Origin of the sequence: Micromonospora sp. NPDC047527 (assembly GCF_040643015.1) — a bacterium.
Lineage (GTDB): Bacteria > Actinomycetota > Actinomycetes > Mycobacteriales > Micromonosporaceae > Micromonospora.
On sequence record NZ_JBEYTK010000005.1, the window covers coordinates 161,294 to 173,871 of the forward strand.

At 71.0% G+C, this 12,578-nt stretch carries 13 protein-coding genes and 1 other RNA gene; 3 read left to right on the forward strand and 11 right to left on the reverse strand.

Features of this window, described 5'->3' with window-relative positions:
* Positions 1-12: 12 nt before the first annotated feature.
* The 10 genes from ABZ808_RS20460 to pruA all read right to left on the reverse strand — a co-directional run bounded on the left by ABZ808_RS20460 (position 13) and on the right by pruA (position 8,795).
* On the reverse strand, positions 13-969 hold the full coding sequence (locus ABZ808_RS20460) for a hypothetical protein (protein ID WP_357008702.1): 957 nt from the start codon (positions 967-969) through the stop codon (positions 13-15).
* 37 nt (positions 970-1,006) lie between these two features.
* Positions 1,007-1,447 carry a hypothetical protein gene (locus ABZ808_RS20465; RefSeq protein WP_357008705.1) on the reverse strand — a complete coding sequence of 147 codons (441 nt, stop codon included), beginning with the start codon at positions 1,445-1,447 and terminating at the stop codon, positions 1,007-1,009.
* A 227-nt stretch (positions 1,448-1,674) separates the two neighbouring features.
* Positions 1,675-2,352, reverse strand: a complete 678-nt coding sequence (locus tag ABZ808_RS20470) for a hypothetical protein (RefSeq protein ID WP_357008707.1) — start codon at positions 2,350-2,352, stop codon at positions 1,675-1,677.
* Between the two features lie 83 nt (positions 2,353-2,435).
* Positions 2,436-2,811: a transfer-messenger RNA gene (gene ssrA / locus ABZ808_RS20475) on the reverse strand.
* 104 nt (positions 2,812-2,915) lie between these two features.
* On the reverse strand, positions 2,916-3,395 hold the full coding sequence (gene smpB, locus ABZ808_RS20480; protein WP_357008710.1) for an SsrA-binding protein SmpB: 480 nt from the start codon (positions 3,393-3,395) through the stop codon (positions 2,916-2,918).
* Positions 3,396-3,546: 151 nt separating this feature from the next.
* Positions 3,547-4,422, reverse strand: a complete 876-nt coding sequence (gene ftsX / locus ABZ808_RS20485; protein ID WP_357008713.1) for a permease-like cell division protein FtsX — start codon at positions 4,420-4,422, stop codon at positions 3,547-3,549.
* A 67-nt stretch (positions 4,423-4,489) separates the two neighbouring features.
* Positions 4,490-5,170 carry a cell division ATP-binding protein FtsE gene (ftsE, locus tag ABZ808_RS20490; protein WP_357008716.1) on the reverse strand — a complete coding sequence of 227 codons (681 nt, stop codon included), beginning with the start codon at positions 5,168-5,170 and terminating at the stop codon, positions 4,490-4,492.
* A gap of 118 nt (positions 5,171-5,288) precedes the next feature.
* Positions 5,289-6,410 (reverse strand): peptide chain release factor 2, encoded by a 1,122-nt coding sequence (prfB, locus tag ABZ808_RS20495; protein ID WP_357008719.1) that lies wholly within the window; start codon positions 6,408-6,410, stop codon positions 5,289-5,291.
* Positions 6,411-6,474: 64 nt separating this feature from the next.
* A complete protein-coding gene (locus ABZ808_RS20500) occupies positions 6,475-6,990 on the reverse strand; it encodes a PadR family transcriptional regulator (protein ID WP_357008722.1) in 516 nt (171 codons plus the stop codon).
* Positions 6,991-7,166: 176 nt separating this feature from the next.
* Positions 7,167-8,795 carry an L-glutamate gamma-semialdehyde dehydrogenase gene (gene pruA / locus ABZ808_RS20505; protein WP_357008724.1) on the reverse strand — a complete coding sequence of 543 codons (1,629 nt, stop codon included), beginning with the start codon at positions 8,793-8,795 and terminating at the stop codon, positions 7,167-7,169.
* Between the two features lie 348 nt (positions 8,796-9,143).
* Between pruA and ABZ808_RS20510 the strand changes: the two genes are divergently transcribed.
* Positions 9,144-10,253 (forward strand): hypothetical protein, encoded by a 1,110-nt coding sequence (locus tag ABZ808_RS20510; protein ID WP_357008727.1) that lies wholly within the window; start codon positions 9,144-9,146, stop codon positions 10,251-10,253.
* Between the two features lie 67 nt (positions 10,254-10,320).
* Here the strand turns inward: ABZ808_RS20510 and ABZ808_RS20515 are convergent, their stop codons facing one another.
* Positions 10,321-10,830, reverse strand: a complete 510-nt coding sequence (locus tag ABZ808_RS20515; RefSeq protein WP_357008730.1) for a hypothetical protein — start codon at positions 10,828-10,830, stop codon at positions 10,321-10,323.
* A 229-nt stretch (positions 10,831-11,059) separates the two neighbouring features.
* On the opposite strand from ABZ808_RS20515, the gene ABZ808_RS20520 reads away from it, so the two are divergent.
* Positions 11,060-11,287: a helix-turn-helix domain-containing protein gene (locus tag ABZ808_RS20520; RefSeq protein ID WP_357008733.1), complete on the forward strand. Its 228-nt coding sequence runs from the start codon at positions 11,060-11,062 to the stop codon at positions 11,285-11,287.
* A 476-nt stretch (positions 11,288-11,763) separates the two neighbouring features.
* A complete protein-coding gene (locus tag ABZ808_RS20525) occupies positions 11,764-12,345 on the forward strand; it encodes an Rv3235 family protein (RefSeq protein WP_357008736.1) in 582 nt (193 codons plus the stop codon).
* Positions 12,346-12,578: the final 233 nt, after the last annotated feature.

The following is a 12,578-nucleotide window of genomic DNA, read 5'->3' on the forward strand; positions in this document are numbered from 1 at the left end:
GCCGGCGCCGGATCACCGGGCCGCGATCGACAGTGGAGCGCCGGTGAAGACGTCCAGCACCGGCCGCGCCCCCAGCGGGGCGGTCAGGGTGACGGTGACCGGCTCGGACTTGAGCAGGTCGATGCATTCGCCAGTGGGCCGGGTGACTCCACCGCCGACCACCACCACGTCCGGTCGTTCCCGCACCAGCGGGGTGATCCCGGTGTCGCACGCGCCGACGCCGAGCCGGACGGTCAGCCGTGCCCCGTCGACCGCCACCAGGTCCTGGGCGGCCACCAGCCCGTCCGCCAGCGGCTGTGCCGGCGCGGTGGGCTCGGGGGCCGGGGCGACCGCCGTCGGCGCGACCGCGAGCCGGGCCACCGGGGTGGCCAACTCCTCGACCGCGAACAGCCAGGCCGGGACCTGAGCCTCACCCCGACTGGTACGCACCGGCACGGCGCCGAGCGTGACACCGGTGACGGTCAACGCGAGGCAGGCGGTCTGTGTCGCGCTGGTGGACCAACCATCCGGTCCTGGTTCGACGGTGGGGCCGCCCGGGGTGGGTAGGCCGGGCCGCTTGGGCCGCCCCGGGCAGGGCAGCGGGTCACCCTGGTCGAGCTGCCGGTACGCCTCGGACGCGCTGACCAGCGGCAGGGTCAACCGGCCGTCCGGGAATCGGATCTCCCCGTCACCCACACCGGCCGACGGGATGGGGATCTGGGCGCGGTACCAACCGGCGCGGAAGGCCGACTCGGTGTCGGGAGTGAAGCGCGGGTCGCCGGGGAGCACGGTCGGCCCCTGCAACGGGACGTACCCGGTGCGCCAGTCGGGGCCGGGTCGCCACGCCTCGGCGACCTCGGTGGCCCGCCGGTCGAACGCCTCCGCGCGGTGCTCCGGGCCGGCGGGCCGCTCGGCCGGGTCGACGCCGGTCGCGGCGCAGCCCAGCGTGCAGAGCAGCGGGAGTACGAGCAGTAGGGCCTCTCGACGCATGCCAGGTTCGACGTGTCCGCCGGCACCCCGGTTCCCGTCAGGTCTCGCCCCCCAGATCCATCTGGTACGCCTGCCACAGCAGGTCGGCACCCCGCCGCCGATGCCGGGTCAACACCCGCAACAGGTGGCTCGCCCGGTGTCGTAACTCGTCGAGGCTGGCCTCGGGCCGCTCGGCGACCCGCTGCACGGCCACCATCGCGGCGACGATCGCGGAGTGCTCCCGGGTCAGCAGCCGAACCCGGTGGTCCAGCCGGGGCGAGTGGGTGAGCAACTCCCGGTAGAGGCCGCCAGGCCCCTCGGTGACCCGGACGTGCTCGGCGAAGCCCTGCCCGACCGGACGCAGCCGGAGCAGCACGTTCTCCCGCCAGCGCGGCTCGGTCGTGGCGTTGGCGACGGCCCGGGCAAGTGCGTGCACGTCACCGGCGAGCCCGGCGGGGCGCGGCTGACCGGGCAGCCCGGCCGGGTATGGCTGGGTCACGGAGGACCGGGTGGTGACTGACGGCTGCTGGACCGGACCGGTGACCATGGCACCTCCCGCGCTGCGCTGCTACCCCATACCGCGATGGTGAACCCGCCCGTACGCGCCTGTCCAGAGGCCCTGGCCGCCTCATCCGCCCCATCAGGCACATCGGCCACTCCCGTCCCGGCCGCACCCGATCGAGGCCCAGTGACGCCCCCTAGACACGGCGTCAGCGGCGCACCCCGTCACGTGCCGGGCTGGTGCTCCGCGAGGTGGCGCAGGTCGGCGGCGACGGCGTGCGCGACGCCGTCCGGCCGGTCATCGGGCCGGCCCGTCGTGATCGCGTCGGCGAGCGCCCGCAACTCGGAAGGGGGCAGGGTGGGCAGCCCCATGCCCCGCAGCGGGACCGCGACGCGGTGCCCGCTGTCCCGATCAGTGGCGATGACGACCGACAGCCGGTGCCCGCGGGCCGGCGGCTCGTCCCCCGCCGCGCGGTACGACACCGTGGGGGTGTCGATGCGGGCGGCGGCGAGATCGACGGTACGGCTGCGAAACGGTCCCCGCACCCGCACCCGGCTGCCGTCCAGCCAGGCGGCCGTTCGCAGCACCCGCAGCACCAGGTAGACGCCGAGCAGCACGAGTGGCAGCCCGCACAGCCCCGCCAGCGGGCCGATACCCGGCTGGTCCCCGTCGGCGGGTTCCCGTAGCCCGGACGGCAGCATCCCCGGCGGCAGGTCACGGGCGTCCTCGTAGGAGGCGAGCCCGTTGCCCGTGCCGGTGAGGCGGCGCAGCAGCCCGTCGGCGATCAGCGGCAGCACCACGAACGCGACGCCCACCGCGGCGGCGAAGACACCGGCCACCACCGAGACGGTGCGTTGGCCGGGGGACGCGCCGACCGACAGACGCAGCTCCTGGTTCGTCACAGCGGGCAGCGTAGGCGAAAAAGGGCCGCCGTCACGGAACGACGAAGCGCCCCGGCCGGTGGCCGGGGCGCTTCGCTTCGAGGTGGTGGAGGTGCCGGGAATCGAACCCGGGTCCTTCGCCGGTTTGTCAGGGCTTCTCCGAGCGCAGCTCGCTGTGCCTCTACTCGGCCCCACCGCTCACGCGAGCAAGTTGGTGTGACGGGCCCAGTCGCTGATTAATCTCGCCGCACGGACCCCGCGACCGGGTCCGATTGGCCAGCCTCCTAGCTGATGCCGGCTACTGGGACGAAGGCGTTCCCAGGCCGACAGACTTAGCTACTCGCCTCAGGCGGCGAGAGCGAAGTCAGCGCGAGTGTTCTTGGCGCTTATAAGTTTCCGACGACCGATTCTCGAGACGACGTCGGCTTCCTCGGCTCGCTTCCCCTGTCGCTGCGTACGAAGTCGAAACCAGTCACCCCCTCGACAGGCCGCCGATGTGGCGGCACTGACAAGACTAACGCCTGGCGCAACAGCTTTCATCCCGAGCCCCGGGCCGACGCGCCGACCCGGACAGACGGGATGAATCAGTCACCCATGCCCTTGCCGCGCCGACCGGACACCCGGGCGATCTCCCGGTCCGCGTCCCGCTTGGCGAGGTCCTGACGCTTGTCGTACGACTTCTTGCCCTTGGCCAGGGCGATCTCGACCTTGGCCCAGCCGTCGGAGAAGTAGACCTGCAACGGGACGATCGTCAGCCCGCCCTCGCGGGTCTTGCCGATCAGCTTGTCGATCTCACCGCGGTTGAGCAGCAACTTGCGGGTACGCCGGGGCTCGTGGTTGGTCCAGGTGCCCTGGGTGTACTCCGGAATGTGCATCGCGTGCAGGTACAACTCGCCGTCGCGCTCCTGGGCGAACGCGTCGACCAGCGACGCCCGCCCGGCCCGCAGCGACTTGACCTCGGTGCCGGTGAGCGCCATGCCCGCCTCGTACGTGTCGAGGATCGAGTAGTCGTGGCGTGCCTTCTTGTTGGAGGCGACCACCTTGCGCCCCTTTTCCCGTGGCATCGGTGCCACCCCCTCTCCTCCGACGTCCGTGGCCGGGGCCACCCCGGCCGGACAACCGATCATGCTACCTGAATGACAAGGACCCTCCCGCGCCGTTTATTTCCGGCCGCGGGAGGGTCCCCGGGAGACGACGGGACGACCCGTACGGTGCCTAGACCCGCAGGTAGAAGCGGAGGGTGATCCAGGCGGTGGCGGCGCTGATCAGGCCACCGACGCCGGCCATCAGCGGGAAGACGAACAGGATGTCACCCCAGCTGATCGGCGACATCAGGCCCTGCAACGCTCTGAGCGATCCGTCGAAGAGCAGATACTTCGCCGCGACCAGGGCCACCAGGCCGAGCAGTGAGCCGATCAGGCCGGCCACGACGGCCTCCAGCACGAACGGCGCCTGGATGAACCAGTTGGACGCGCCGACCAGCTTCATGACCGCCACCTCACGCCGCTTGCTGTACGCGGCGACCTGGATGGTGTTGGCCACCAGGAGCAGCGCGGCGACGGCCATCACGATCGCGGCGGCCAGGGCGATGTTCTGGATCGCGGTGAGGACGTCGAAGATCTTGTCCAACAGTCGACTCTGGTCGACGATCTCGTCGACGCCCTCGGTGTCCTTGTACTTGTCGTAAATGTCCTTGTACTGCTCCGGGTTGACCAGCTTCAGCCGGAACGACTCGGGCAGCTGGTCCGGCTTGACCGCGTTCACCAGGTCCGGTGCGTCCTGGTACATCTCCTGGAACTTCTTGTACGCCTCGTCCTTGTTGACGTAGGTGACAGCCTTGACCAGGGGGTCGCCGTCCAGCTGGGCGTTCAGGTCGGTGCGCTGCTGCTCGCTCACCTCCTGGTTCAAGAAGATCGAAACCTCGATGTTCTTGTAGTAGAGGTCCTTCATGTCGTCAACCTGGCGGTACATGAGACCGCTGGCACCGAGCATGGTCAGCGAGACCGCCATCGTGATGATCATCGCGACAGTCATGGTCACGTTGCGCCACAGTCCGACCAGTACCTCGGACAGGACGTATTTCACGCGCATCGGGATTTCCTCCGGGTCTCCGGCATGAAGTGTTCGTCGTCAGGCTGCGCAGGGGTGGAGCGCCGGCTCACCCGTAGACGCCGCGGGCCTGGTCACGCACGATGCGGCCGCTCTCGATCTCGATGACGCGGCGGCGCATCTGGTTCACGATGTTGGAGTCGTGGGTGACCATCACGACGGTCGTGCCGGTGCGGTTGATCCGGTCCAGCAGGCGCATGATCTCGATCGAGGTGTCCGGGTCCAGGTTTCCCGTCGGCTCGTCCGCCAGCAGGATCAGCGGGCGGTTCACGAAGGCCCGGGCGACGGCGACCCGCTGCTGCTCACCACCGGAGAGCTCGTGCGGGTAGCGGTGCTCCTTGCCACCGAGCCCGACCAGCTCCAGCACCTCCGGCACGACCCGGCGGGCAACCGCCTTGGTCTTGCCGATCACCTCAAGGGCGAACGCCACGTTCTCGTACGCGGTGCGGTTCGGCAGCAGCCGGAAGTCCTGGAAGACACAGCCGATCGAGCGCCGGAAGTGGGGTCGCTTCCAGGAACGCATCGAGGTGACGTCCTTGCTGTTGACGATGACCCGCCCCTTGTTCGGGGCGACCTCGTGCAGCAGCATCTTGATGATCGTGGACTTGCCGGAGCCGGATGGACCGATGAAGAAGACGAACTCGCCCTTCTCGATCGAGACGGACACGTTGTCGAGCGAAGGCCGGGACGCCTTCGGGTACGTCTTCGTCACTTGCTCAAGCTGAATCACGGGTGGTGAGTCTACGCGGTGTAACAACTTAGCCAAGCCCCACGCCCCGCAGAAGCGGCGCGCGTCGTCGATTCAGGCCTCTACCTGGAGATCGATGACGCGCTCCGCCCGCGAGCCGTCACGCACCGTTGCCGGCGAGCTGCCGCTGCTTGCGCCAGCGGATGCCAGCCTCGATGAAACCGTCCAAGTCGCCGTCGAAGACCGCGCTCGGATTGCCGGTCTCCTGCTCGGTTCGGAGATCCTTCACCATCTGATACGGGTGCAGGACGTAGGAGCGCATCTGGTCGCCCCACGAACCGGCGGCGTTCTCCTTGAGACCCTCCAGCTTGGCCTGCTCCTCCTGGCGCTTGCGCTCCAACAGGCGGGCCTGGAGCACCCGCAGCGCGGAGGCCTTGTTCTGTAGCTGGGACTTCTCGTTCTGGCAGGTCACCACGATGCCGGTCGGAATGTGGGTGAGCCGGACCGCCGAGTCGGTGGTGTTGACGCTCTGCCCACCGGGGCCGGAGGAACGGTAGACGTCGACCCGTACCTCGTTCTCCGGGATGTCGATGTGGTCGGTCTGCTCGGTCACCGGCAGGACCTCGACGCCCGCGAAGCTGGTCTGCCGGCGGCCCTGGTTGTCGAACGGGCTGATCCGGACCAGCCGGTGGGTGCCCGACTCGACACTGAGGGTGCCGTACGCGTAGGGCACCTTGACCGCGAAGGTGGCCGACTTCAGGCCCGCCTCCTCGGCGTACGAGGTCTCGTAGACCTCGGTCGGGTAGCCGTGCCGCTCCGCCCAGCGCAGGTACATCCGCAGCAGCATCTCGGCGAAGTCCGCCGCGTCCACGCCACCGGCGCCGGCCCGGATGGCGATCAGCGCCTCCCGGGAGTCGTACTCGCCGGAGAGCAGGGTGCGGACCTCCATCTCCTGGATGGCCTTGGTCAGCCCGGTGATCTCCACCTCGACCTCGGTCAGCACACCCGGGTCGGATTCGGCCTCGGCCAGCTCCAGCAGCACCCGGGCGTCGTCGAGCTGGGAGCGCAGGCTGCCCAGCTTGCTGATCTCGCCGTTGACGTACGACAGCTGCGAGGTCACCTGCTGCGCCTTGGCCTGGTCGTCCCACAGGTCAGGGGCGGACGCCTCCTGCTCCAGGCGGGCCTTGTCCTCGTGCAGGCGGTCCAGGTTGAGGACGGCCTCGATGTTGCGCAGGGTCGCGTCGAGTTCCTTGAGCTGTTCGGCGTAATCGGCAGCGGTCACAACAGACAAGCGTACTGTGCCGCGGCCGGAGCAGCTCGTTCCGTATGCGGGAACCCGCCGATCATCACCCGACGGGGGCGGACTTCAGCCACGACAGCGCCGCTCGGTGGTAGGCGACCGCGAACTCCAGCGCGCTGGCGTCGTACGTCTCGCCGTCCCGTTTGGCGTTCTTGACCTGTTCCCGTACCTGCGCCAGGGCCTCGGTGTGGTATTCGTTGGCGGAGGCGTACAGGCTCTTGAGCTGGCTGGCGGAGTGCAGGTTGCCGAAGGCCATCCGGAGCGCGATCGGGTTGCGGATGGTGTCCCGCCCCGGGTTCTCCGCCAACCAGCGGGAAAATGTCCGTTTTCCGCTGGCGGTGAGCGCGTACGGCTGGCTCATCCGCGGGCCCGGCTTGCCGAGCCGCACGTAACCCCGCTCGGCCAGCACCGGCAACTCCCGGTAGACCTGACTGCGGGTCATCGACCAGTACGGCGCCAGTCGGCGCTCTGCGGCGGCCATCAACTGGCCGCCTGTCATTGGACCCTCGTGGAGCAGCCCGAGCAGGGCCGCCGCCGTGGGGTTGACTCCGGATTCCGCCATGCCCGTTACGCTGCCACTTTGCGCTGCCGGCGTCCAGGATTTGGCGGTTTGCCACTCGACAGGTCTTCCTAAGTGCACTGTCGGCGGCAGACTGTCCGTTGAGGACTATCGATGGATTGCGGCGACCGGGCCGCCCGCCGACAGCGCTGCGCGCACCGCCGGCGGGGTGTGGCAGGTCAGCCCATGTGGGGGTACGTGTGGTCGGTCGGCGGAACGAAGGTCTCCTTGATCGTCCGCGGTGACAGCCAACGGACCAGGTTGAGCCAGGAGCCCGCCTTGTCGTTGGTGCCACTGGCCCGGGCGCCGCCGAACGGCTGCTGCCCGACGACCGCCCCGGTGGGCTTGTCGTTGATGTAGAAGTTGCCCGCCGCGTACCGCATCCGCTCGCCGACCGCGTCGATCACCCGGCGGTCGGTGGCGAAGACCGACCCGGTCAGCGCGTACGGGGCGATCGACTCGGCCTGCGCGACCACATCGTCGAAGCGCGCGTCGTCGAACACGTGCACGCCCAGGATCGGCCCGAAGTACTCGGTGGTGAAGGTTTCGTGGGCGGCGTCGGCGCACTCGAAGAGCGTCGGCCGGACGAAGTAGCCGACCGAGTCGTCGGCGGTGCCGCCGGCCAGCACCCGGCAGGAGTCGTCACCGGCGATCAGCTCCAACGCGGCGGTGTGCCGGGCGAACGCCCGGTCGTCGATCACCGCGCCGCCGAAGTTGCCGAAGTCGGCCACGTCGCCGTAGGTCAGCGAGTCCGCGGTGGCGGCCAGGCGGTCCCGCAGCCCACCCTCCCAGAGCGAGCGCGGCACGTACGCCCGGGAGGCCGCCGAGCACTTCTGGCCCTGGTACTCGTAGGCGCCACGGATCAGCGCGGTGTGCAGGGCGTCCACGTCGGCGCTGGTGTGCGCGACCACGAAGTCCTTGCCGCCGGTCTCGCCGACCAGTCGGGGGTAGCCCCGGTAGCGCGCGATGTTGTCGCCGACGGTCCGCCACAGCTGCTGGAAGACCTTGGTCGAGCCGGTGAAGTGGATCCCGGCCAGGTCCGGGTCGGCGAGCACGACGTCGGAGACCTCCTCGCCCCGGCCGGTCACCATGTTGATCACGCCGGGCGGCAGGCCGGCGGCCTCGAACAGCCGCATGGTGAAGTGCGCGGCGAACTGCTGGGTCGGGCCCGGCTTCCAGATCACGGTGTTGCCCAGCAGGGCCGGCGCCGACGGCAGGTTGCCGGCGATGGCCGTGAAGTTGAACGGGGTGACCGCGTAGACGAAGCCCTCCAACGGGCGGTGGTCGAAGCGGTTCCAGACGCCGGGCGACGACGCCGGCTGCTCCTCGAGCAGGCGGCGGGCGAAGTGCACGTTGAACCGGAGGAAGTCGATGAACTCGCAGGCCGCGTCGATCTCCGCCTGGATCGCGGTCTTCGACTGGCCGAGCATGGTGGCGGCGTTGAGGGTGTCGCGCCACGGGCCGGCGAGCAACTCGGCGGCCCGCAGGAAGATCGCGGCGCGCTCCTCGAACGGCAGCGCCCGCCACATCGGGGCGGCGTCCTTGGCCGCCTTGATCGCGGCGCGGGCGTCGTCGTGGGTGGCGTGCGCGGTCACGCCGAGCACGTGGGCGTGCTTGTGCGGCTGCACCACGTTGATCGGGTCACCGGCGGCCATCCGCTGCTCGCCGCCGATGGTCATCGGCAGGTCGATGCGTTCGGCGGCCAGCTCGGTCAGCCGCCGCTGGAGCCGCTCCCGGTCTCCGCTGCCCGGCTCGTAGTTGCGAACCGGCTCGTTGCGCGGCTCGGGTACGGAGAACACGGCATCCATCAACGCTCCTGGCGATGTCGACAGCGATGGCGAAATCGGACCCACGGGCACCGACCGGACGGCCGGGCACCGGACGCCGCACAGGGTGGCCGGGCAGCGACGGGACCTCCCCTGATTCTTCCATGCGGCCCTGGTCACCTCACCTCCACCACCGCCCTGTCGCCAAGGACCGGTCCGCCCTTCAACCCTTACCGCCCGGTCTCGATCGGGTGACCCGTACACCCGGGACGCCGGCACGGCGGGTGGCTGCCTTGCGAGCGCCAAGCTGGTCGTACCCAGGGTCGACGGGCACTCCGCCGGGTCCGCGTACCCTGAATGGCGGTGACCTGCCGCCTCGAAGGGGAGACGATGACCAAGCAGCCCGGCCGCGTCCCAGCCGCGGAGTCGGACCAGCCGGCGGTCGACGCCACCCCCGAGGGTCGGTCGGCGCCCGCGCCCGGCGCGGCGGTGCTCGCGCTGCTGACGCTCGGCTGGCTGGCCGCGATGCTCTGGTCGACCCGGGAGGCCATCACCTCGGCCGCCGAGGGGATCACCGCGATCAGCCTGTCCGCGTTCGCCCTGCCCGGCGTGATCTCGGCCGCGTTGGTGGCCGGGGCCGCCACCGCCCTGGCCTTCGGCAACCTGCTGTCCCGCCGGTACGGCGACTCGATCACCCTGCGGTTCGTCGGCGCGATCGGCGCCGGAATGCTGGTCGGGCTGGCCGCCGCGCTGGCGATCAACCTCACGTACTTCGACACCTCGACCACCAACGTGATCGCCGGCACCACGGCGGCCGCCGCGATCATCGGCGGCGCGGCCGCCGGTGCGCGGACGGCCCCGGCGGTCGGGGCCGTGGTGACGGCCGCGCTGGGCACGCTGATCTTCGTGGTGGCGTTCAGCCGCGCCCGGGACCCGCTGTTCAACCTCTTCGGCGCGGGCGACACCCAGCAGTCCCTGGTCGACGCCGCCAAGTGGGTCTCGCGCACCGAGTCGCTCGTGGCTGGGCTGCTGGCCGGGCTGCTCGCCTTCGGCTACCTCACCTGGGCGCGGCGGCGAGCCCTGCGGCGTGACCCGAGCGCGGCGGCGCTGCGCTGGCCGGCGTACCTGCTCGCCGGCGCCGGGCCGGGGCTCCTCCTGCTGCTCGCCGAGGTGATCATCCGGATCGGCGGCCGGTCACTCCTGGACCTGGCCAGCGCGCTCAGCGAGGCCGACGCGGTGGCACAGACCTCGCTGGGCACCTCACGGGTGGACAACGGCATCTGGGTGCTGTTCGTGGGGGCGCTGACCGCGCTCATCGCGTTCGGCCGCACCCTCGGGCCGACCCCCGACGATGAGCCCATCTCGGCCAACGGCCCGGACGCCGCTCCGGACCCGACCGCACCCGTCAGCCCGGTTGAGACGGCCGATGCGGGCGAGTCGGACGCGGCCGATCCGGACGCCGTCGACGCCGGTCCGGCCCGGGTCGATCCGGCCCGCTGACAGCTACTGCACGCGCTGGCCGGCCACTACGGTGTCTGCCGGTGGCCCACGCTGGCCCGTCCCCGGGTCAGTCCGCGGCGCGTAGCAGCAGGTCCAGCTCCGACACGTCGTACCACTCCAGCTCGTGGTCCTCGGCGCCGTCGACGGTGAACTGCGCGTCCGGGTCCCCGGCTGCGGCCTCGGCAACCACGTCGGCCGCCGCGGCGACCTCCTCGACGGCGTCCGCGCCGTCGACATGGATCGCCGCGACAGCGCCCTGCGGCACAGTGCCGGCCAACATCACCGTGCTGGAGCCCAGCTCATCGTCGCCCCGACCGAGCGCGGCCGGGGGTAGGTCGACCGAGACGACCACTCGGCGGCGGGGCGCGGCCGGGTCGGCCCGGAGCAGGTGCAGCGCGTCCTGGGCGGCCCGGGTGAACGCGACGTACTCCAACTCCTCCTCGTCGCCCTCGGCGTACCATTCACGCAGCGCCGGGGTCACGGCGTGCGCCCGTTCGGCGGTCAGCCCCTGCTCGCGCAGGCGGGCCAGCATCGGTACGGTCGCCGGCACGTACACCCGGACAAGCTCGTCGGTCACCGGTCGTCTCCCCGCTCACAGTCCTCCACCGGCGGCCGCCGGCACGGGCGCAGATCATGCCGCACGCCGTGACCGTCATACACCTCGCCTGCGGTCGGAGGAAGTTTTCCACCGGTGTGTCCGCCGGTGTGTCCGCCGCTGTTTGGCCTGCATTCGGCCGGCCGGTGTTGGGCGGTGGGGCTTGTCGGTGGCAAACTGAGGCAAACGACATCAACCCCGGGAGTTGTCTGTGGAGCCGAGGTTCCTGCTGCTCTCCGACGTGGCCACCGAGCTGAACGTGTCGGACTCGCAGGTCTACCACATGGTCCGCAGCGGGGAGCTGCCGGCGATCAAGATCGGCGGGCGCGGGCAGTGGCGGGTCGAGCGCGCCCGGCTGGAGGAGTACATCGCCCAGAAGTACGCCGAGACCGCCGACTGGGTTCGCGGCAACCCCCTCGTCGACCGCGAGCCCGAGTAGCCGCGAGCCGCAGGTCACTCCCACCCAGTCAGGTCCCGCCCAGTCAGGTCCCGCCCGACTCGGCTCGCCGGCGCGATGGCGCCGCCCCGACCTGCCGTTCCACCGGCCCGCCCGCCACCTGCAGCCCAGCCCGCCAACCTGCTGCTCTGCCCGCCGGCCCGCCGCCGCGCTGGCGTGCCGGGCTGACCTGGTCTGGCTTGCCGGGCTGGGCTGGCGTGCCGGGCTGGCGTGCCGCGCTGGCGTGCCGCGCTGGCGTGCCGCGCTTGGCTGGCGTGCCGGGCTGGCGTGATCCACTCCAGATCGCCGACATTGGGGCGTCCGACCTGCTCGGATGCCGCAATATCGGCGATCTGGAGTCGATCACGCCCGCGTGGCAGGCGATTCCCCTCTTGAGCATTGACCGGGGCCGTTCTATCGCTCAGAATCGGAACTGTCGGAGGCAAACGAAAGCAAACGCAAGATCATAGGGGGCAGCGATGAGCGAGCGGCGACCCGGTCCCTCCCGACCACCCGTGCGGCTGCGCGCGGTCCCGCCCATCGACCCGCCATACCCGGACGAGACGTACTGGCCGGCGCCCACGCACGGCCAACTCGCCCTCGACCTGTTCGCCGCGAACCGACCGGACCCGGTCCGGCCCGCGGAGCGGCGCGCGGTCCTCCGCCGAGTGCCCACCCGACCCACCACCCACCCCGGCGCCCCGTTGCCACCGGCGACCGCCCCCGAGGCGACGCGGGCCGCGCACCGCTTCGTCGGCATGTGCCTGGAGGTGGTCAACGGCTACCGGTCACCGGCGCAGATCCGCCCACTGCTCGACCCGGGCCGTGCCGTCGAACTGCTCACCGAACTCGCGCGGGCGACCGGGCGGGCGGGGCCGAGCCGCCGCCGTGCCGCCCGGCCAGCGGTCCGACTGCTCCGGCTGCGACTCTGCGAGCCTCGGGAGGCTGCGGTCGAGGCGGCTGCCGTCCTCACCGGCGCGGGCGGTCAGAGCTGGGCCATGGCGCTGCGCCTGGAGCACCGCCGGGGGCGCTGGCTCTGCACCGCCCTGCACGTCCTCTGACAGCGGCCCCCACACGGCGCCCTACGAGCCGCCTCCTGGCCAGGGCTGTTCGCGGCCCCAACACCGGATACCGCTCCCCTGATCACCTCGACTTCCTGGAAGTCGGGCCATCGGGCAAGGGCGGATACACCGACTTCCGGGAAACCGTGACGATCTTCATCGAGCAGGGCACCCAACCCGGGAACACCGGCGCAGAGGCGCGGCGTCGTGCGTGGCCGGCGGCGTTGGGGCCG